This window comes from Klebsiella sp. RCJ4 (assembly GCF_009025755.1).
Taxonomy (GTDB): Bacteria; Pseudomonadota; Gammaproteobacteria; order Enterobacterales; family Enterobacteriaceae; genus Klebsiella; species Klebsiella michiganensis.
The window spans coordinates 78,923-99,890 of record NZ_WCIN01000001.1 but is presented as its reverse complement, the minus strand read 5'-3'; the positions used below and the strand labels follow the sequence as shown (position 1 = coordinate 99,890).

Annotated in this window: 17 protein-coding genes; 10 read left to right on the top strand and 7 right to left on the bottom strand. The window is 53.1% G+C overall.

The genetic code is table 11. The annotated features are described in order from the left end of the window. Positions 1–127: 127 nt before the first annotated feature. Positions 128–1,720, bottom strand: coding sequence for an ABC-F family ATPase (locus F8562_RS00475; RefSeq protein ID WP_004849135.1), 1,593 nt, complete (start codon positions 1,718–1,720; stop codon positions 128–130). Between the two features lie 177 nt (positions 1,721–1,897). Here F8562_RS00475 and F8562_RS00470 point away from each other — a divergent pair, with 177 nt between their 5' ends. Both F8562_RS00470 and ldtB read left to right on the top strand, forming a co-directional pair. Then, positions 1,898–2,680 (top strand): tyrosine-protein phosphatase, encoded by a 783-nt coding sequence (locus F8562_RS00470; RefSeq protein ID WP_014837879.1) that lies wholly within the window; start codon positions 1,898–1,900, stop codon positions 2,678–2,680. 190 nt (positions 2,681–2,870) lie between these two features. After that, positions 2,871–3,785 carry a L,D-transpeptidase gene (ldtB, locus tag F8562_RS00465; protein ID WP_004130773.1) on the top strand — a complete coding sequence of 305 codons (915 nt, stop codon included), beginning with the start codon at positions 2,871–2,873 and terminating at the stop codon, positions 3,783–3,785. Between the two features lie 42 nt (positions 3,786–3,827). On the opposite strand, the gene F8562_RS00460 is transcribed toward ldtB, so the two are convergent. The 5 genes from F8562_RS00460 to mntR all read right to left on the bottom strand — a co-directional run bounded on the left by F8562_RS00460 (position 3,828) and on the right by mntR (position 8,890). Next, entirely contained in the window at positions 3,828–4,544 is a 717-nt protein-coding gene (locus F8562_RS00460) for a GntR family transcriptional regulator (protein WP_094909284.1), read from the bottom strand. A gap of 70 nt (positions 4,545–4,614) precedes the next feature. Further along, on the bottom strand, positions 4,615–5,991 hold the full coding sequence (locus F8562_RS00455) for a glycoside hydrolase family 1 protein (protein ID WP_014837878.1): 1,377 nt from the start codon (positions 5,989–5,991) through the stop codon (positions 4,615–4,617). A 177-nt stretch (positions 5,992–6,168) separates the two neighbouring features. Further along, positions 6,169–7,203 (bottom strand): aldo/keto reductase, encoded by a 1,035-nt coding sequence (locus F8562_RS00450; protein ID WP_014228519.1) that lies wholly within the window; start codon positions 7,201–7,203, stop codon positions 6,169–6,171. A 110-nt stretch (positions 7,204–7,313) separates the two neighbouring features. Beyond that, the gene (locus F8562_RS00445; protein ID WP_014837877.1) at positions 7,314–8,420 is read right to left on the bottom strand and encodes an anion transporter; all 1,107 of its coding nucleotides are present in this window, start codon (positions 8,418–8,420) and stop codon (positions 7,314–7,316) included. Next, positions 8,417–8,890, bottom strand: coding sequence for a manganese-binding transcriptional regulator MntR (gene mntR / locus F8562_RS00440; protein WP_014228517.1), 474 nt, complete (start codon positions 8,888–8,890; stop codon positions 8,417–8,419). The genes F8562_RS00445 and mntR overlap by 4 nt, the downstream gene beginning before the upstream one ends. Before the next feature lie 182 nt (positions 8,891–9,072). Here mntR and mntS point away from each other — a divergent pair, with 182 nt between their 5' ends. Then, entirely contained in the window at positions 9,073–9,198 is a 126-nt protein-coding gene (gene mntS, locus F8562_RS00435) for a manganase accumulation protein MntS (RefSeq protein WP_004100500.1), read from the top strand. Positions 9,199–9,467: 269 nt separating this feature from the next. Further along, a complete protein-coding gene (locus F8562_RS00430; RefSeq protein WP_014837876.1) occupies positions 9,468–11,045 on the top strand; it encodes a phosphoethanolamine transferase in 1,578 nt (525 codons plus the stop codon). Between the two features lie 69 nt (positions 11,046–11,114). Here F8562_RS00430 and ompX read toward each other — a convergent pair whose 3' ends face one another. Further along, positions 11,115–11,627, bottom strand: a complete 513-nt coding sequence (ompX, locus tag F8562_RS00425) for an outer membrane protein OmpX (RefSeq protein ID WP_004130755.1) — start codon at positions 11,625–11,627, stop codon at positions 11,115–11,117. 351 nt (positions 11,628–11,978) lie between these two features. Here ompX and rhtA point away from each other — a divergent pair, with 351 nt between their 5' ends. The 6 genes from rhtA to F8562_RS00395 all read left to right on the top strand — a co-directional run bounded on the left by rhtA (position 11,979) and on the right by F8562_RS00395 (position 20,939). Continuing rightward, on the top strand, positions 11,979–12,866 hold the full coding sequence (rhtA, locus tag F8562_RS00420) for a threonine/homoserine exporter RhtA (protein ID WP_004100495.1): 888 nt from the start codon (positions 11,979–11,981) through the stop codon (positions 12,864–12,866). 218 nt (positions 12,867–13,084) lie between these two features. Then, complete coding sequence (dps, locus tag F8562_RS00415) at positions 13,085–13,588, top strand: DNA starvation/stationary phase protection protein Dps (RefSeq protein WP_004130751.1); 504 nt, start codon at positions 13,085–13,087, stop codon at positions 13,586–13,588. Between the two features lie 371 nt (positions 13,589–13,959). Continuing rightward, positions 13,960–14,706 (top strand): glutamine ABC transporter substrate-binding protein GlnH, encoded by a 747-nt coding sequence (glnH, locus tag F8562_RS00410; RefSeq protein WP_004849110.1) that lies wholly within the window; start codon positions 13,960–13,962, stop codon positions 14,704–14,706. Positions 14,707–14,839: 133 nt separating this feature from the next. Then, positions 14,840–15,499 carry a glutamine ABC transporter permease GlnP gene (gene glnP, locus F8562_RS00405; protein ID WP_004100490.1) on the top strand — a complete coding sequence of 220 codons (660 nt, stop codon included), beginning with the start codon at positions 14,840–14,842 and terminating at the stop codon, positions 15,497–15,499. Further along, entirely contained in the window at positions 15,496–16,218 is a 723-nt protein-coding gene (glnQ, locus tag F8562_RS00400; protein ID WP_004849106.1) for a glutamine ABC transporter ATP-binding protein GlnQ, read from the top strand. Before glnP ends, glnQ begins: the two co-directional genes overlap by 4 nt. Before the next feature lie 416 nt (positions 16,219–16,634). Beyond that, a complete protein-coding gene (locus F8562_RS00395; protein ID WP_014837875.1) occupies positions 16,635–20,939 on the top strand; it encodes an autotransporter outer membrane beta-barrel domain-containing protein in 4,305 nt (1,434 codons plus the stop codon). Positions 20,940–20,968: the final 29 nt, after the last annotated feature.

Here is a 20,968-nt window from a genome sequence, read left to right as displayed (position 1 = left end):
TCTGCGAACTGCTCCCGGGGGCGGCGCTTAACGCGCCTTGCCCGGGCTACAGGTTCACCGCCGACTTCAGGCCGGTAGCCCGGATAAGGCGCAGCAGCGCCGCAATCCGGGACAGACAACAGGAATATTATTCGATACCTTTGCTGCGCAGATAATCTTCGTAGTTACCGGTGAAGTCCACAACGCGCTCCGGCGTAATTTCAATCACTCGGGTCGCCAGCGAGCTCACAAACTCACGGTCGTGGGAAACAAAGATCAGGGTGCCCTGATACATCTCCAGCGCCATGTTCAGCGATTCGATCGATTCCATATCCAGGTGGTTGGTCGGTTCATCCATCACCAGGATATTCGGTTTTTGCATCATCAGCTTACCGAACAGCATGCGGCCTTTTTCGCCACCGGAGAGCACTTTCGCCGGCTTCTTGATATCGTCCTGGCTGAACAGCAGACGACCCAGGATGCTGCGCACCGCCTGCTCATCATCGCTTTCCTGCTTCCACTGGCTCATCCACTCGAATACCGTCAGATCGTTTTCAAATTCATATTCATGATCCTGCGCGTAGTAGCCAATCTGCGCGTTCTCAGACCATTTAACGGTACCGTTATCGGGCGTCAGATCGCCGACCAGGGTTTTCAGCATCGTGGATTTACCCACGCCGTTGGCGCCCAGAATGGCAAGCTTCTCCCCCACTTCCAGCAGCAGATTGACGTTTTTAAACAGCGGGCCGTTATCAAAGCCTTTCGCCAGCGCTTCCACTTCCAGGGCGTTACGGAACAGCTTCTTATCCTGCTCAAAGCGAATGAACGGGTTCTGACGGCTGGACGCTTTCACTTCGTCCAGCTTAATTTTGTCAATCTGACGGGCGCGCGAGGTCGCCTGGCGAGATTTAGAGGCGTTGGCGCTAAAGCGGCTGACGAAAGATTGCAGGTCGGCAATCTGCGCTTTTTTCTTGGCGTTGTCCGCCAGCAGACGTTCGCGCGCCTGGGTCGCCGCGGTCATGTACTCATCGTAGTTGCCCGGGTAAACGCGCAACTCGCCGTAATCCAGATCCGCCATGTGGGTACAGACCATATTCAGGAAGTGACGGTCGTGCGAAATGATGATCATGGTGCTGTCGCGATCGTTGAGGGTCTGCTCCAGCCAGCGGATGGTGTCGATGTCCAGGTTGTTCGTCGGTTCATCAAGCAGCAGAATGTCCGGGTTAGAGAACAGCGCCTGCGCCAGCAGCACGCGCAGCTTCCAGCCGGGAGCGACTTCGCTCATCGGGCCGTAATGCTGTTCAACCGGGATGCCGACGCCGAGCAGCAGTTCGCCGGCGCGCGCTTCAGCGGAGTAGCCGTCCATCTCGCCGTACAGCACTTCCAGGTCAGCCACTTTGTAGCCATCTTCTTCGCTCATCTCCGCCAGGGAGTAGATGCGATCGCGCTCCTGCTTCACTTCCCACAGCTCGCCGTGGCCCATAATGACCGTATCCAGCACGCTGAACTCTTCAAACGCAAACTGATCCTGACGCAGCTTACCGATACGCTCGTTCGGATCGAGGGAGACGTTGCCCAGCGTCGGCTCAAGATCGCCGCCGAGGATCTTCATAAAGGTGGATTTGCCGCTACCGTTGGCGCCAATCAGGCCGTAACGGTTGCCGCCGCCAAATTTGACGGAAATATTTTCGAACAGCGGCTTACTGCCGAACTGCATGGTGACGTTGCTGGATACTAGCACGGGGTTATCCTGAAAATAGAGAATGAGAAGTGTGATGAACCAGACATTATGCCAGCAAATGCTTCACTTTTCACGGGGCGTTATAAAATCATCAATGACGCCTGTGTTAGGGTCATGTCATATTGCGCGGTTACACTGCTTAATGCGTAATTTTTTACCTTAATCTGGAAGGAACCTATGACCACACTCTCCCGCCATCCGGCTTTCTTATCGCTGCAGGGCGGTATCAACTTTCGTGACCTGGGCGGCCAGCGTACCGCCGACGGCCGTCGCGTGCGTACCGGGAAGTTATTCCGCTCCGGCTCGCTGCATATGATGACGGCAGATGACCTCACCCATCTGGACGCGATCCCGCTTAGCCGGGTGATTGATTATCGCGACCCGGGCGAAGTGAATCGCAGCCCCGATAAGCTGAACGAAGCGGCTCACTACCTCAACGCCCCGGCGAATCCGCACGTTCGCGACGTCAACGCCAAAGTCACCGAGCTTAACGCCGCCACCCTGAACGCCCTTAATGGCGAGCAGTTTATGCTGGCGCTCTACCGCCAGCTGCCGTTCAATAACGCCGCTTATCGCCAGCTGGCCGGTTGGCTGATGGAGCCTTTCGACGGCGCGCTGCTGCAGCACTGCGCGGTGGGAAAAGACCGCACCGGCGTTGGCTGCGCGCTGACGCTGTTCGCCCTCGGCTGCGATCGTCATACGGTCATGGAGGAATATCTGCTTACCCAGGGCATGCTGACGCAGGTCGAAGATTTCATGCTCCAGTCCCTCGGTAATGCGCTGACCCCCCGCGGCCGGCAAAACCTGGCGGAAATGATGACGGTGCATGAGTCCTACCTTGCCGCCGCGCTTTTGCAAATCGACGAACGCTACGCCAGCGTCGATGCCTGGCTGGAGAAAGAGTATCAGCTCACGCCGCAGGCGCGAGAAGCGCTCCAGTCGCGGCTTCTGGAGGGGTAATCCCCTCCCGTTTTCAGGCTGCAGAGCCCGCGTTGACGGGCTACACTCAGGGTCACAGGAAAAAAATGTGATTTCGTACACATCTCATTTACCTGTTTGCCGGAAAGCACATATAATGCGCTCCCATCGACTTCCTGTTTAAACTGACAAAGGCCTGTGCGGCATTAACATCGCCCACGACATAAAGATTATGAAATTATCAACACTCTTCGCGGCAGCCTTCGCCATCGTGGGCTTTTGCAACACAGCTTCTGCTGTAACCTACCCTCTGCCCACCGACGGCAGCCGTCTGATTGGCCAGAACCAGGTGATCACCATTCCGGAAGGCAACAAGCAGCCGCTGGAATATTTCGCCGCTGAATACCAGATGGGTTTATCCAACATGCTGGAAGCCAACCCGGGCGTGGACACCTTCCTGCCGAAAGGCGGCACCGTGCTGAATATCCCGCAGCAGTTGATCCTGCCGGACACCGTGCATGAAGGTATCGTCATCAACAGCGCGGAAATGCGCCTCTACTACTATCCGAAAGGCACCAACACCGTCATCGTGCTGCCGATCGGCATCGGCCAGTTAGGCAAAGACACGCCGATCAACTGGGTGACGAAAGTTGAGCGTAAAAAAGCCGGTCCGACCTGGACGCCTACCGCCAAAATGCACGCTGAATATGCCGCAGCCGGTGAACCGCTGCCGGCCGTTGTTCCTGCCGGCCCTGATAACCCGATGGGCCTGTACGCGCTGTATATCGGCCGCCTGTACGCTATTCACGGTACCAACGCTAACTTCGGCATCGGCCTGCGCGTCAGCCACGGCTGCGTGCGTCTGCGTAATGACGATATCAAATTCCTGTTTGAAAACGTGCCGGTCGGCACCCGCGTTGAGTTTATCGATGAGCCGGTAAAAGCCACTACCGAGCCTGACGGCAGCCGCTTCATTGAAGTTCACAACCCGCTGTCCACCACGGAAGAGCAGTTCCAGGGCGGCGAAATCGTGCCGATTAACCTGACCAAATCAGTACAGGCGATTACCAGCCAGACTGACGTAGACCAGAGCGTGGTCGATCAGGCGATCCAGAACCGTTCCGGTATGCCGGTGCGTCTGAACTAAAACGCATCGCGCAGAGTGGCGGGCCCGGTGCCCGCCATTTTTTTATCCGTTATTGACCAGAATAATTCCGCCGTGGTCGTAGCGATAGTGGCAATGGGCATACTCCAGCGGCGTACCGTCCTCCAGATAGATCACCTGCTCCACCTCCAGCACCGGGTCGCTCGCTTCGCAGTTGAGATGCTCCCTGTCCAGCGCCTGCGGTTTCATCGCCCGCACCACCCGATACGATCCCATCATCTTCAGCCCCAGCGTCTCCTGCACGTAGCGAAATACCGAGCTTTCGAGATGCGTTTTATTCAGTCCGGGCACCAGCGCAACGGGCATCACGGTGAGGTCCAGCGACACGGGTTCCTCGTTGAGCAGCCGCAGGCGGACGAAATCATAGACCGGGGCATCGGCGTCAATCAGGAACGAGCTTTGCTCTTTTTCCGACGGAAAACGCAGCTCGAAGCGAATCACCCGGCTGGTCACTTCCCCTACATGCTCCCAGGTTTTGGTGGCGCCAAAATAGTCGCTGCCGGGCAGCTCCCACTGCGAAAGCTGGAGGAAGTTTTTGCGCACGAAGGTTCCCTGCCCCTTACGGGTGTAGATAAGGCCTTCGACAATCAGCTGGCGCATCGCCTGCTGGATGGTCATCCTGCTGGTGCTGAACTCCGCCGCTAAGGCGAACTGGTCGGGTAACGGCGCGCTGGCGGGATACTGCCGGCTGATAATACGTTTTTTGATTTCCCGCGCGATACTCAGATATTTGGCCGTCATTCCCGGATCCTTTTACGTGTCTGATAGTGGCTGGCGGGCAGAATATACCATCTGCCCGCGCGAGGCGCCGCTACATCTCTTCGCCGTGACTGCGGATGGCCCGCTTCAGCCAGGCATAGCTTTTCTTCGGGACGCGCTTAAGGTCCTTAAGGTCGTGGTTTTCACGGTTCACGTAGACAACCCCGTAGCGCTTGCGCATATCGCCCTGCGAACTGAGAATATCGATTAACCCCCAGCCCAGATAGCCAATCACCCGCGCGCCGTCCTCAAACATCGCCTCTTTCATGGCGTTGATATGGTCGCGATGATAGGCGATGCGGTAATCGTCAGCGACCGGATTTTCGCCATCCCAGGACTCAATCACCCCGATGCCGTTTTCAATCGGGAATACCGGCAGACGCCAGTCGTTGTAGTAGCGGGCAATGATGGTGCGAAAGCCCAGCGGGTCAATCTGCCAGCCCCACTCGGTGGCCTGCAGAAAGTCATTCTTTTTATCGCCAAACTGCATGTAGTGGTTCACCGGCGTGCCCGGCGGGATCGGGTCGCTATCCAGCGCCTTGCTGGCGTAGTAGCTAAAGGCCAGATAGTCGATTTTAACCTGCGCCATCAGCGCCAGATCCTCTGCGCGGTAGATATCCGCAAAGCCTTCACGGGCGACAACGTGCATGACCTCCGGGCTGTAGCCCTCTCCGGCGAAGGCGCGCAGCAGGTTCTGATTTAAAAACTCATCGAGCTGCTGGGCGCAAAGGATATCGCGCGGTTTGCAGGTCGCCGGATAGACCAGCGCGTGGGCCAGCATGCCGCCCATCAGGCACTGCGGCTTCGCCTGGTGCAGATACTGCGTCAGGTGCACGTGGGCCATCATCACGTGGTGCTGGATCTGATACAGCTCGCGCAGGGTCTTCTCGCCGCGCATATAGCCTGAAATCAGAAACGCGTCCGGCATGTGGTAGAGATTCTGTTCATTAAAGGTCAGCCACCAATTCACCTTGTCGCCAAAGCAGTCGATCATCTTCTGCCCGTAACGAATAAAGGCTTCCATCACCCGACGGTCGGTAAAACCGTTGTAGCGTTCAGCCAGCGACAGCGGCATATCGAAGTGATAGAGGCAGATCATCGGCTCAATGCCGCGGGCAAGCAGTTCATCGATAAACTGGTGATAAAAGGCGATACCTTCTTCATTGAACTCACCGTCGCCTTCCGGGCAAACGCGGCTCCAGGCAATCTGGAAGCGGTAGCAGTTCATGCCCAAATCCTGCATCAGGTCGAAGTCTTCCCGGTAGCGGTGGTACGAGTCGGTTGCCACCTTCCAGTCGGACGCAAATTCCGCCGGCTGGCGGATATCGTAAACCGACATCCCCTTCCCGCCCTCATTCCACGCCCCTTCGGTTTGCATACTGGAAACCGAGTTACCCCATAAAAAATCTGCCGGTAGTGTTCTGTTCATCGCTCGCACCTATGACTAGTCATATTAATTTCATGACTAGTCATATTAATTTCATGACTAGTCATATAAACGAAATTCTCCCGTCAGGCAAAGTCCAGGATCGCGTTTTGTGAGCGCAACGGATAAAAAACCGGATCGCGAAACAGACGATCCGGCGTGCAAGAGAGGAAGTTACTGCTAGGCGAGCTGGTCGCGGCGGTATTCGCCCTGGCGCTCCAGCATCCAGCCCGGATACTCTCGCGGCAGCGCGCTGACCGCGTCAAGCCGCGCCAGTTCATCATCATCCAGGGCAATGCTGGTCGCCGCGAGGTTATCGGCGAGCTGCTCAGCGCGCTTTGCGCCAATAATCACGCTGCTTACCGTCGGCTGATGCAGCAGCCAGGCCAGCGCGATTTGCGCCACCGAAACGCCCTTCGCATCGGCAATCTCGCGCATCACATCAATGCAGTCAAAAGCCCGAGCTTTATTCACCGGCGGGAAATCAAACTCCTGACGGCGGCCGCCGCTCGCCGAGTGCCCATCGCGATCGTACTTACCGCTGAGCAGCCCTCCCGCCAGCGGGCTCCAGACCATCAGGCCCAGGCCTTCGCTCTGCATCATCGGCACCAGCTCGCGCTCCAGATCCCGTCCGGCAAGGGTGTAGTAAGCCTGCAACGAGGCAAAACGCGCCAGCCCCAGACGTTCGGAAATGCCCAGCGCTTTGACTATCTGCCATGCCGCCCAGTTCGACACGCCGATATAGCGGACGTGCCCGTGCTGCACCAGGTTATCCAGCGCATACAGCGTCTCTTCGATCGGGGTTGCCGGATCGAAGCCATGGAGTTGATAGAGATCGATATGATCGAGCTGCAGGCGACGCAGGCTCTCCTTCACGCTGCCGATGATGTGATAGCGCGAACTGCCGCGCGAGTTCACGCCTGCGGTGCCGGTTTCGCCAAACACTTTGGTCGCCACGACGACGTTTTCACGCGGCACTTTCAGATTCTTCAGCGCCTGGCCGGTAATCTCTTCCGAGCGCCCTTCTGAATAGACGTCAGCGGTGTCGATGAAGTTGATGCCCGCATCCAGCGCGCTGCCCACCAGCTGCTCTGCCTCCGCCTGGCGCAGCTGCCCCACTTTCCCCCACAGGCCGCCTTCGCCGCCGAAGGTCATGGTGCCGAGGCACAGCTCAGAGACAAAAAGGCCGGTATGGCCCAGTTTTTGATAACGCATAGGACTCTCCTTCAATCAGGGTGATTCACCATCGTGAATAAAGTTATACCCCGGAAAAGGAGAGCGCGAATATGGCGTTTCTGTCCGTTTCTTGCCCAATTCTCTGAAAATCAGAGCTGCAGCAATCCGTACCCCACCAGCGCGGCCCACAGCAGCATGGGCAGAGAGTAGATATGGAAACGCCACCAGATACGGCGATCGCCAGCCATGCGCAGCGCAATCAGGTTTGCCAGAGAGCCTGGCAGCAGGCCGAACCCGCCGACGTTTACCGCCCAGGCCAGCAGCACCGATGGTGGAACGTAATTGAGCAGCAAAATGGTCGCCGGGACGTTGCTGATAAACTGCGACAGGCCAATCGACGTCAGCCACAATCCGCCTGCCGAGAGCTGGCCGACGCCGTTAAGCGCATGCTGGAGAGCCGGTAGCTGGGTCAACAGGTGAACGTCAATAAACATCGCCATGAAGACCAGCAGCAGCGTCCAGTCGACGTGGATAATGACCGCCCGCGCCAGCAGCAAAAAACCCAGCGCGATCAGCGCCAGTCCCCACAGCTCCTGCTTCAGCTCTAAGGCGGTCAAAAAGACCCCATAGAACGCCAGGCAGCTCCAGACCAGCTTTGGCCGCCAGGAGGGCGCCCTGTCGCTACTCTGATAGTCGAGACGCTTCGCGGGGAAACAGAACCAGCACAGCGCCAGCAGGGTGAGCATCATCGCTGCCGCCAGCGGCAGCATCTGGCCGATAAAGGCCGGAAAGGAGAGGCCCGAGCGCCCCCAGAGAAGAATGTTTTGCGGGTTACCGATGGGCGTTAACAACGACCCGGCGTTCACCGCCAGCGCTTCAAAAATGATGAGACGGCTTGTCGGGATGGCGCACCATTTTTTCAGAGTCAGCGTGAGCGGCACGACGATGAACAGCGCCACGTCGTTAGTTAAGAAGGTGGATAGCAGCGCGGCCGCCAGCACCATAAAGATGGCCAGCTGGCGCTCGGTCACAAAGCGGCGCGCCATTTTGCGACCTATTACGTCAAAATAGCCGCTCAGTTCAATACCTTTGGTCAGTAGCATCAGCCCGCTAAGGGTGATAATCGTATGCCAGTCAATGGCGTGTAGCCAGCCTGCAGGGGCAAACGGAACAAAAAAGCTTAAAACAACGCCGACGATCAGCAGCAGATGCAAAAAACGGTCGCGGATTAGCGACTGAACAAAGACGAGGTTCATTCTCCCGGTGACCCCTGCTTGAGGGTAAACTGTTTAAACATCGCCAGCGTCTCTTCGCTGACGTGGTGCTCCATGCCTTCGGCGTCGCGACGCGCAATTTCCGGGCTAACGCCGATCACCAGTAAAAAGTTCTCGACGATCTGGTGGCGTTCGCGGCTTTCATGCGCCAGCTTCTCACCTTCCGGGGTTAAAAAGATCCCCCGCCATGGGATCTGTTCGATCAGCCCGACGCTGGCCAGTCGTTTTAACATTTTCGCAACCGTTGGCTGCGACACCCCAAGACGCGCGGCCATGTCCACCTGACGGGCTTCCCCCACCTCCATAATCAGATCGGAGATCAGCTCCACGTAGTCATCAATCAGCTCCCGACGATGCGCCTCGCGCACCTGACGAAACCCCTCAACGTGTTCTTCGACATTCACTAGCTGCGTCACTTTTTTTGTTATTGGCTTACCTGCGCGACGGTTCATTGTGCTTCCTCATTCCTGTGACGCATCAAGCATCATATAAAAGGATCCCTATTGTAATGGATCGCGCACAGAGAACAAAAAATTAACGTTTTAGCCATAGCTATAAAATATAGCCTGTGCTATATCTGTATGTAATACACACATCCTTCAAGGAGTGAAGGACGAAGTTACAGGAGGTCGAGATGAATGAATTCAAGAGGTGTTTAAACGTGTTTACCCATTCTCCTTTTAAAGTACGGTTAATGCTTGTCGGTATGCTGTGCGATCTGATCAACGGCAAGCCCCAGCAGGATAAACCCAACAACTAATGCGGCGTCGCGGTACGCCGCTTCATTTTTCTGTCATAATTTCCCGTCAAACTGGCTGATTACTCAGCGCTTCAGCAACTTTTTTCAAGTTTTGTAAGCTTTCTCCCAAAACAATCCGTTATGGATAGTTGACCTTAACATTTGCAAGCCCTATCTTTTGTCAGCCCTGCCACTACTGCGGCTCGCAGAGACCCTCTTCACGCACTGTCCAGCAGGTTTTACCCCTTGATGCCAGGGGACGCACATGGCTCTTTTTTTGATTGTTTACTATGAATGTCACGCTGAAAGAAACGCTGGTCGCCCGCGGACTGGTACTGAACCCATGGACAGGATTCTACTTTTTACAATCGCTGTTTATTAACCTGGCGCTGGGCTACGACTTTAGCCTGCTCTATACCGTTGCTTTTACCTGCGTGCTGCATCTGCTGTGGCGCAGCTTTCCGCGCGCGCAAAAAGTGGCGATCGGCGCCTATTCGCTGCTGGCTGCCATGTACTATCCTTTCGGCCAGGCCTACGGCGCGCCCAATTTCAACACGCTGCTGGCGCTGCATGCCACAAACATCGAAGAGTCCACCGAGATCCTGACCATTTTCCCGTGGTACAACTATCTGCTGGCCGTGTTTATCTTTGCGCTCGGCGTGATTGCCGTACGGCGCAAGCCGGACGCGTCGGCGCGATGGGGGAAAATGGAGACGCTGGGGCTGCTGTTCTGCACCGCTATTTTCTTTCTCCAGCCGGTGCAAAACCTCGCCTGGGGCGGCGTCTTTAAGGTTATCGACACCGGCTACCCCGCCGTACGCTTCGTTAAAGATGTGGTGGTGAATAATAATGAAGTGCTGGATGAGCAGGCGCGAATGGCGCAGCTGGCGAATATGAAAGACAGCTGGCACGTGCTGGCGGTAAAGCCCAAATATCATCTGTATGTGGTGGTGATCGGTGAGAGCGCGCGTCGCGATGCGCTCGGCGCCTTTGGCGGCCACTGGGACAACACCCCGTTCGCCAGCTCGGTAAAAGGCTATCTGTTCAATGACTACGTTGCCGCCAGCGGTTCAACGCAGAAATCGCTCGGTTTAACCCTCAACCGGGTGGTCGATGATAAACCGCAGTTTCAGGATAACTTTGTCACCCTCGCCAACCGCGCCGGTTTTCAGACCTGGTGGTTCTCGAATCAGGGGCAAATTGGCGAATACGATACGGCAATTGCCAGCATCGCCAAACGCGCGGACGAAGTTCAGTTCCTCAAGAACGGCGATTTCGAGGCCAATAAAAACACTCAGGATGAGCAGCTATTAAAGTTGACCGCGCAGGTGCTTGCCACCCGTCGCACCCAGCCGCAGCTGATTGTCCTGCATTTGATGGGTTCGCATCCGCAGGCCTGCGACCGCACCAAAGGGAAATACGCGGTTTTTGTTCAGTCGAAAGAGACCTCCTGCTATCTCTACACCATGACGCAAACCGATACGCTGCTGAGCGATCTTTATACTCAGCTACAAAACTCGGGCGAAACCTTCTCGATGACCTATTTTTCCGATCACGGTCTGGCTTTTAAAGAGCGCGGGAAAGAGGTGCAGTATCTGGCGCACGACGATAAGTACCAGCAGAATTTCCAGGTCCCCTTTATGGTGATCTCCAGCGATGATAAAGCGCATAAGGTCATTAAAGCGCGGCGGTCCGCCAACGACTTCCTCAGCTTCTTTTCACAGTGGACCGGCATCAGCGCTCAGGAGATTGTCCCGCGCTATCGTTTTATCTCGGAACAGAAGGCCGGCCCCATCTACATCACTAACTTCCAGCTAAAGAAAGTGGACTATACCCATCTGGGTACCGACGCGTTTACCGTCAATTAACAGAGTCGCGTGAACCGCAGGCAAAAAAAATCCGCCCCTTGAGGCGGATTTTTTATATCACCGGAGTGATTAGAAGCGGTAACCTACGCCAGCAATCCAGGTGCCAACGTCAACGTTACGAATGCGAGACTGCTCGTAGGAGAAGTCCAGAGCAACGTTTTCGATCGGGTTGAACTGCAGACCAGCACCGTAAGAGAAACCGTAGTCGCTCATGTCAGATTTGTTCGGGTAGCTGTTGTCCTGGAATTTACCGTAACCAACACCCACTACGCCGTAGATGCTCGCCCAGTCATTCAGACGGTAAGCCGGACCTGCGGTGATGCCGTAGTACTGACCTTTTTTGTAAACGCCAGACTCAGAACGATCTTTTTCGGTGTAGGTGAAAGAACCGATAACACCCAGCGGGTTGTTGTCTTGCTCGTAGCGGTACTTCAGGTTAAAACCGCCTGCTTTGTTCGCTTCACCCTGCATGTCGCTCTGCGCGTAGCCACCGGTAACGGTAGAAGTCGCAGCGAAAGCAGTGGTACCTACGGATGCAGCCAGAACAACGGCCAGTGCTGAAAAACGTGCAATTTTATTCATAACCACCTCAAATGTGTTTCTAATAAGTCCTAAGCATTAAATATAACAAAAACTTTTGGGAAACTCTTTTCACTTTACATTGTCTAACGTACTTTTTCATGTAACTAAAGGTTTCTACGTTTCTATAACAAACTGGAAAACAAACCTTTTTTACAAATATACTCCTATTAAGGCTCATAAAGCGCCAGACGTGTATCCAGATTATTCCTAATCTTCTGGTGAAATTATCTTCAACCCCGCGCTATTGTACTGCTTTTACACCCCTTTTTTTCAACATTAGCTCAACCGGCGCGGGGTAATTCATTTACACTGGAACCTTTACCGCATTTGACAAAATTGACAGGAGAAAGGATGCCCGGCTCGTCCCGCAAAGTACCGGCATGGTTGCCGATACTGGTTATTTTAATTGCTATGATTTCGATCCAGAGTGGCGCCTCGCTGGCCAAGTCACTCTTCCCGCTGGTGGGTGCGCCAGGCGTTACCGCCCTGCGCCTCGCGCTCGGCACCTTCATCCTGGTGGTTATCTTCAAACCCTGGCGCCTGCGCTTTGCCCCGGAGCAGCGCCTGCCGCTGCTCTTCTACGGCCTGTCGCTCGGTGCGATGAACTACCTGTTCTATTTATCGATTCAACGCATTCCGCTAGGCGTCGCCGTCGCGCTGGAATTTACCGGCCCCCTGGCGGTGGCGCTCTTTGGCTCCCGTCGCCCCCTCGACTTCGTCTGGGTGGCGCTGGCGGTGCTCGGGCTCTGGTTTCTGCTGCCGCTGGGGCAAAGCGTGGCGCAGATCGATCCCATTGGCGCGCTGCTGGCCCTCGGCGCTGGCGCCTGCTGGGCGGTCTACATTCTGACCGGCCAGCGTGCCGGCGAAGAGCATGGCCCCGCAACGGTCGCTATGGGGTCGCTGATCGCTGCGGTGGTCTTCGTCCCGATGGGGATGATCCAGGCCAGCGATACGCTCTTTCAGTGGGGGCTATTGCTGCCGGGACTGGGGATCGCCATTTTATCGACCGCGCTGCCCTACTCTCTGGAAATGGTTGCCTTGACCCGCATGCCCAGCAAGACCTTTGGCACCCTGATGAGCATGGAGCCGGCTCTCGCCGCGCTTTCCGGAATGGTGTTTCTTGGCGAAACGCTAACCGCGACCCAAACGCTGGCGCTGGGGGCGATTATTCTTGCCTCGATGGGATCCACGCTGACGATGCGTCGGGAAACGAAGATACAAAAGGTCGACATCAGCTAGCGAAAAGGAGCTGATTGACGAGAAAATCAATCATCTCCTTAATTTATAGACTATTTTTCCTGACTAACAGCCCTGCGCTATCAGACCGATAGAGACTACCGCCGCTGCAAAGCTCAAATCCGTTGCTATACTTAATTCCGCAAGTTATTGGGATGAGACGCTCCGAATAATTCGAATTTGAAGTATGACGAGTACAAATATCAAGAGGATATGACACTATGAGTACCGCAAAACTGGTTAAAACTAAAGCAACGAATCTGCTCTATACCCGTAACGACGTCGCTGATAGCGCGAAGAAAGCGACCGTTGAGCTGCTGAATCGCCAGGTGATCCAGTTCATTGACCTGTCTTTGATTACCAAACAGGCTCACTGGAATATGCGCGGTGCAAACTTTATTGCCGTTCATGAGATGCTGGACGGCTTCCGCACTGCGCTCGTCGACCACCTTGATACGATGGCAGAACGTGCCGTACAGCTTGGTGGCGTAGCGCTGGGTACAACTCAGGTCATTAACAGCAAAAGCCCGCTGAAAAGCTACCCGCTGGATATCCATAGCGTCCAGGACCATCTGAAAGAGCTGGCCGACCGCTATGCGATCGTCGCCAACGATGTGCGTAAAGCCATCGATGAAGCCAAAGATGAAGATACCGCTGATATCTTTACCGCCGCTTCCCGCGACCTGGATAAATTCCTGTGGTTCATCGAAGCCAATATCGAGTAAGGCCAACTGCCGTCAGCCACGCTGGCGGCTTTTTTTTCTTTCCACTTCCCGCCGCGCACCACTTCAGTGCATGAGAATGTACAAAATACGCGCAAAAGTAAATCAATTGTAATAATCACCTCACACAATCGTTACGCCGAGATTGTTTTAACATCAGGGTTTGCGTTAAAAATGCTCTTGTTATGCGATGCCTTTATGACGCACCAAAACGGCGCCCCATATCGGTGCATTTAACGTTATCCGTTATCAAAATTGTGCAACAGGCGCCTTCCTGCTTGTTATAAAACAACAGGTTGTAAAAGTGGCATGATTTTTTCATAAGGCAACTCGTTCTCGCAGGGGATCGTCCCGTGGATATAAAAGGAAATGCTATGAAGTCTGTATTTAAAGTTTCACTGGCTGCACTGACCCTGGCTTTTGCGGTTTCTTCTCACGCCGCTGATAAAACACTGGTTGTCGCGACCGACACGGCGTTTGTACCGTTCGAATTTAAACAGGGCGATAAGTATGTCGGTTTCGACGTTGACCTGTGGGCTGCCATTGCGAAAGAGCTGAAGCTTGACTACACCCTGAAGCCAATGGACTTCAGCGGTATCATTCCGGCGCTGCAGACCAAAAACATCGATCTCGCGCTGGCGGGGATCACCATCACCGACGAACGTAAAAAAGCGATCGACTTCTCTGACGGCTACTACAAAAGCGGCCTGCTGGTCATGGTTAACGCGAATAATAACGATATTAAAGATGTCAAAGATCTGAACGGTAAAGTGGTTGCCGTGAAGGGCGGCACCGGCTCCGTTGATTACGCGAAAGCCAATATCAAAACCAAAGATCTGCGCCAGTTCCCGAACATCGATAACGCCTATATGGAACTGGGTACCGGTCGCGCTGATGCGGTTCTGCACGATACGCCAAACATCCTTTACTTCATCAAAACTGCGGGTAACGGCAAGTTCAAAGCGGTAGGCGACTCGCTGGAAGCGCAAAACTACGGTATCGCCTTCCCGAAAGGCAGCGACGAGCTGCGTGAAAAAGTGAACGGCGCGCTGAAAACGCTGCGTGAGAACGGCACTTACAACGAAATTTATAAAAAATGGTTCGGTACTGAACCCAAATAATAATTAGCGATACTCTCTTCCAGGCCTGCTGTGGTCTGGTAGACCTGGAGCTCTCCGGGCTACCCGTCAGCAGGCCTGAATAGTTTTCTCAGGGGGTTTTCCTCTGTTTTCGACACGGTAACAGGAACACATTATGCAGTTTGACTGGAGTGCCATCTGGCCCGCCATCCCAATTTTACTGGAAGGCGCCAAAATGACGCTGTGGATTTCGGTCCTCGGCCTGGTCGGCGGTCTGATAATCGGTCTGGTGGCCGGTTTCGCCCGCTGTTTCGGCGGCTGGATTGCCAACCACATCGCGCTGGTCTTTATCGAAATCATCCGCGGCACCCCAATTGTGGTGCAGGTCATGTTCATCTACTTCGCCCTGCCGATGGCGTTTAGCGATTTACGCATCGACCCGTTCTCGGCGGCGGTGGTGACTATTATGATCAACTCCGGCGCCTATATTGCGGAAATCACCCGCGGCGCGGTGCTGTCGATCCATAAAGGCTTCCGGGAAGCCGGCCTCGCGCTGGGCCTTTCTCGTCGGGAAACTATCCGCTACGTGATCCTGCCGCTGGCGCTGCGCCGTATGCTGCCGCCGCTGGGCAACCAGTGGATTATCAGCATCAAAGATACCTCGCTGTTTATCGTCATCGGCGTGGCCGAACTGACCCGTCAGGGCCAGGAAATTATTGCCGGTAACTTCCGCGCACTGGAGATCTGGAGCGCCGTTGCGGTTATCTACCTGATCATCACCCTGGTGCTGAGCTTTGTTCTGCGTCGTCTTGAAAGAAGGATGAAAATCCTGTGATTGAATTTAAAAACGTTTCCAAGCATTTTGGCCCAACCAAGGTGCTGCATGATATCGATCTGAAGATCAACCAGGGCGAAGTCGTGGTGATTATCGGGCCGTCCGGTTCCGGTAAATCGACCCTGCTGCGCTGTATTAACAAACTTGAAGAGATTACCAGCGGCGATTTGATCGTCGACGGTCTGAAGGTCAACGACCCGAAGGTTGACGAGCGGCTGATTCGCCAGGAAGCCGGGATGGTGTTCCAGCAGTTTTATCTGTTCCCGCACCTGACGGCGCTGGAAAACGTGATGTTCGGCCCGCTGCGCGTTCGCGGTGCCAATAAAGCGGCGGCGGAAAAACTGGCGAAAGACCTGCTGGAGAAAGTGGGCCTCGCGGAACGTGCGCACCACTATCCTTCTGAGCTTTCAGGCGGACAGCAGCAGCGCGTGGCCATTGCCCGGGCGCTGGCGGTTAAACCCAAAATGATGCTGTTTGATGAGCCGACTTCCGCGCTTGACCCTGAACTGCGTCATGAAGTGCTGAAAGTGATGCAGGATCTGGCCGAAGAAGGCATGACCATGGTTATCGTTACCCACGAAATCGGCTTCGCCGAAAAAGTGGCGTCGCGCCTGATTTTTATCGATAAAGGGCGTATTGCGGAAGATGGCGATCCGCAGATGCTGGTGAATAACCCGCCCAGCCCGCGCCTGCGCGAGTTTTTGCAGCACGTAGCCTGATGCCCCCCGGCTCTCCCTTCGCGGGAGAGCCGCTTTCCAGAATCACTGCGTTGAGAAAGTCTCCTCTCCTGTTAAGAAAGACAAACGTGCAAGGGATCAATTGATATTATTCTTATTAAACATAATAACCCGGAGTTATTAAAATCATCCACATCAAAAGTCATTGAATAGCTATTATCTACACCGTGGATATATGAAGTCTGCTCTTCGCCAATAATTATCCCTTTATAAACTTTTCACTCCTGCATTCTCCACCGACTCCCCCCTCTTCAGTTCAGCATGACGTAAAAGCATTCATATTCTTTTTGTGATGAGCATCAAAAACAAAATCATTTCACAATAAAAAGTAAAAATATCATGCTTCTATAGCTAAACAGCTTTTCTTAGCCGCACCGTTTATTAGGGAATGATGAACTATGAACCGAAGCTTTAATATCGTCTGGAGCGCTACACGTAATATGTTTGTCGTCGCGCCGGAATTTGCCAGCAGTAATGGACGCCTTCTCAGCCATACCCGAATCAACGTTCTGGCGGCATCATTTTTATGCGTGTCTGGCGTCGCCCTGGCGGAAGACCGCACTTTTACAACTTATAATTCTGGTGAATATAAATTAAGCGGAACCTATCTTTCCAGCAACCACGACCCCAATAGCAGAGGAACAACTGCAATCTCAGCATGGGGTTGGGGTAATGAGGAAATTGTTATCAGTGACGAGGGTGTAGTCACGATCAGGACCTCAGGTTCGCAAACTAATGGCATATACATTGACGGAGCCAATAGTAGCCTAACGCTTGATAATCAGGGTTGGTCAATACTCACCGCGGGCAATAGCTCATCGGCGGTGACCGCAGTTTCAGGAGCCCAGATATCCCTCAGCGGCGGTTCAATCGCTACCCAAGGTGAAAATTCGTTTGCAGTATCTACTTCTGATGCTAACAGCATAGCCACCCTCAATGATGTCACGATTACGACAGCAGGGGACCGGGCTGGCGGTCTGATTGCCTATGATGGTGGAAAAATTGCGCTGACGGACGGCAGTATCTTCACTGAAGGATATTCAGCAACCAGCGTCCTTGCATCTTCATCAGAAAGCATCATTGACCTCGATAACGTATCTGTTTCATCGGCAGGTGACTGGAGTACTGCGCTATCAGCCAACAAAGGCGCTCATGTTACAATGACAGGCGGTAGCGTAGCCACTGCAGGGATATATTCACATGGAGTGACATCCTATAACAACAGCGTAGTTACGCTGAAAGACGTGACGATTTTAACCTCGGGTAACAATTCTGACGGCTTGTCAGCAAGCTTCAATGGCTCTATCAATACTACAGGTGGCAGTATTACAACAACAGGTGATTATGCTAATGGTATCTATTCTGGGGATGTGGATAGCCCAATCGACCTGAACAGCGTCACAATATCTACCTCGGGTGAGTGGTCTTATGGATTATTCTCACGTGGAAATATCGTCATGAGTGATAGCAGCATACAGACTAGCGGAAACTACTCTGATGGTGTCAGAAACAGCAGCAATATTCTTTTGCAACTCAGCAATGTCAATATATCAACTAAAGGTGATAACGCTTTGGGACTGTTTACCAACAGTGGTGATATTCACTTAGTAAACAGTAAAGTGACCACGTCTGGCGATCATGGCTATGGAATTGCGTTGGATAACGCGAATGTCTATCTGGATAATATTGACGTACTGACTCACGGTGAATTTGCTTATGGATTAGAAGCTGACAATACAAGCCAAACCACCCTAAATAATTCTCACCTGGAAACCTCAGGTAACGAGGCTCATGCAACCTATGCATATTTTGCCAAAATATTACTTAATGATGTCGATATATTAACTTCAGGTTCTATTGCTGCCGGAATATACTCCCGGGAAGGCAGTCACATTACGGTAACGGGCGGAAGCATTAAAACCATTGGAAATAATGCTAACGGAATCGATGTTTACCATTCAGATGTTGAATTAAAACAGATATCGATAGAAACTCAGGGGAAATATGCCCATGGACTCAGAATCAGTGACAAAGGAACACTTACGGGTGATGATCTAAATGTGTTCAGTAATAGAGCATCTGGTGTATTACTGGACAAAAGCTGGAATTCGGCATCGGCATCATTAACGAATAGCCAGATAACTGGCGATAGCGCGGCCTATTATCTGGATTCGTCATATGCTTATTACGACGATGAGGTCAATTCGCTAAATATCACCGGCGGCAGCGTTACCGCCACAGCAAAGGACGGTAGTGCATTTTATGTCAATGCAGGTGCCGCAGATATTACCGTTGATAATCTGCAAAACGTCAGTGCGGCAAATCTGCTGACGGTTAATGATAACAACTGGAATAACGTTATATTCCGCGCCAAAAATGACAGTACCCTAAGCGGTGCCATTCAGGCCGGAAACAGCAATGTCACGGTCGACCTGGACAAAACCAGCCTCTGGAATGTTCGCGGTGATTCCGCTATCGGCAATCTTACCAACGCTGGCATCATTAATCTCAATACTGCTTCAGGTTCTCTTTATGCAGCGAAATTAATGCTCACCGACAGCAGCGTACTCAACATACAATTGGATCGCGGCGTTGGTGAACCGGTTATTGTCACAAGCTACAGCAGCCTTAATGGGGCGTTGAATATTAGTGGCATCGGTAATATTAATAATTCATTAATAACCACGCCGTACACATTTACGCTTATTAGCGCAGAAAATGAAATCAACGGAGACTTCAATAATTTCACCGTTGCCGGAATAGATGCGAAAGAAACCGACTTTTTAACCATAGATGGACGAATTAATCCTGACAATAAAGCGCAATATGAGTTAGTCACTGCACTTTCCTGGTATGCAGATAAACACAATGCCGCAACCGATGCGCACGGAACCTTTACGCTAAGTGCAGCGAACGGCGAATTTACAGTAAATAATCATCTCGATGATGTCACAAATACGCTAGCCTCAACCAATAGCAGCGGCTGGGATGGGAAATCACTGACTAAACTGGGCGACGGTACGTTGATTCTCTCCGCGGCCAATACCTACAGCGGTGATACTCACGTTAAAGAGGGCACCTTATGGCTGGAAAACAGCGGAATAATTGGAGCTGCTGGAAGTAAGCAAAAAATTAACATCGCATCAGCAGCTCGTTTCGGCGGCAGCGGCATTGTTAATGGTAACGTCTTTAATAGCGGCAATCTTGCCATGAGCAAAAGCGGAGAGGTTGGCAACAACCTGACCATCAATGGCGACTATACCGGCAATAACGGCAACCTCTTTTTCAATACCCGGTTAGGTGGCGATAACTCGTTAACCGATAAACTGACGATCTCCGGTGATTCAAACGGTAATTCTACCGTGTATATCACTAACGTGGATGGCAAGGGTGAATTGACGAATAAAGGTATTGAATTAATTGATATTTCAGGAAATTCAAACGGTGTCTTCACCCAGGGAAATCAGGTCCAAATTGGCTTGTATGAATACCGTTTGTACAAGGATACCGGAGACTGGTATCTACGCTCGCAATCAAACGCACCTGTAGATCCTAAACCTGATGACGGCAATGACGGCAACGTCGACCCGGTTAAGCCTGATGACGGCAATAACGGCAACGTCGACCCGGTTAAGCCTGATGACGGCAACAACGGCAACGTCGACCCGGTTAAGCCTGATGACGGCAACAACGGCAATATCGACCCGGTGAAACCCGATGAGGGTAACCATGGCGATACCACCCCATCAGGTTCGCATCAATATCGCGCTGATATAGGGGCATATCTTGGTAATCAGTGGATGGTGCGCAACTTGCAAATGCAAACGCTTTACGATCGCGAAGGCAGTCAGCTTCGTACCGCTAATGGCAATATGTGGATGCGGTTTAAAGCTGGACGTGCCGATTCCCAGGCCGTTAGCGGCAACGTTGATATTAACAACAACTACTCTCAAATCCAGATAGGCGGGGACATACTCGCCTGGGATAACGGTGAACAAAGCCTGGTCACAGGCATTATGGGCAGCTATATCAATGCCGATACTGACAGTACCGGTAATCGAGGTATGGATGGCAGTCAACTGTCAGCCAGCGGCAACGTTTCCGGGTACAACGTAGGCATTTACTCGACCTGGTTTGCCGATTCCCAAACGCACCGAGGGCTATACATTGACAGCTGGTACCAGTACGGGATGTATAGTAACACAGTGAAAAACGGGGATATTGGCTCAACGGACTATGATTCCCACACCCATACGGCCTCGCTGGAAGCGGGATATCGATACGACATCCCTCTGAAAGAGGGACAACAGATTAGCCTGACGCCACAGGCGCAAATCATCTGGCAGAATTATTCTGCTGATACCGTTATCGACAAAGGAAGAACGCGAATTGATGGGCAAAGCAGCAGCAGCTGGGCCTCCCGCCTCGGTCTGCGCGTGGATGGCAAGCTATATAAAAATCGCACCTCTGTCATTCAACCCTTTGCTGAAGTCAACTGGTTGCATACCAATGATGATATCTCCGTTGCATTTAATCATGCTGACGTTCAGATGGATTTACCGGCAAATCGCGCCGAACTCAAAGCGGGAATTGAGGTGAATCTCAATAATCAGTGGAGCGTAACAGGAATGGTGACGGGTCAGAAAGGCAGCAATCATTACGACGACCTTAACGGCAGCCTCAACGTCCGATACAGCTGGTAAAATACATCCCCCGGCTCTCCCTTCGCGGG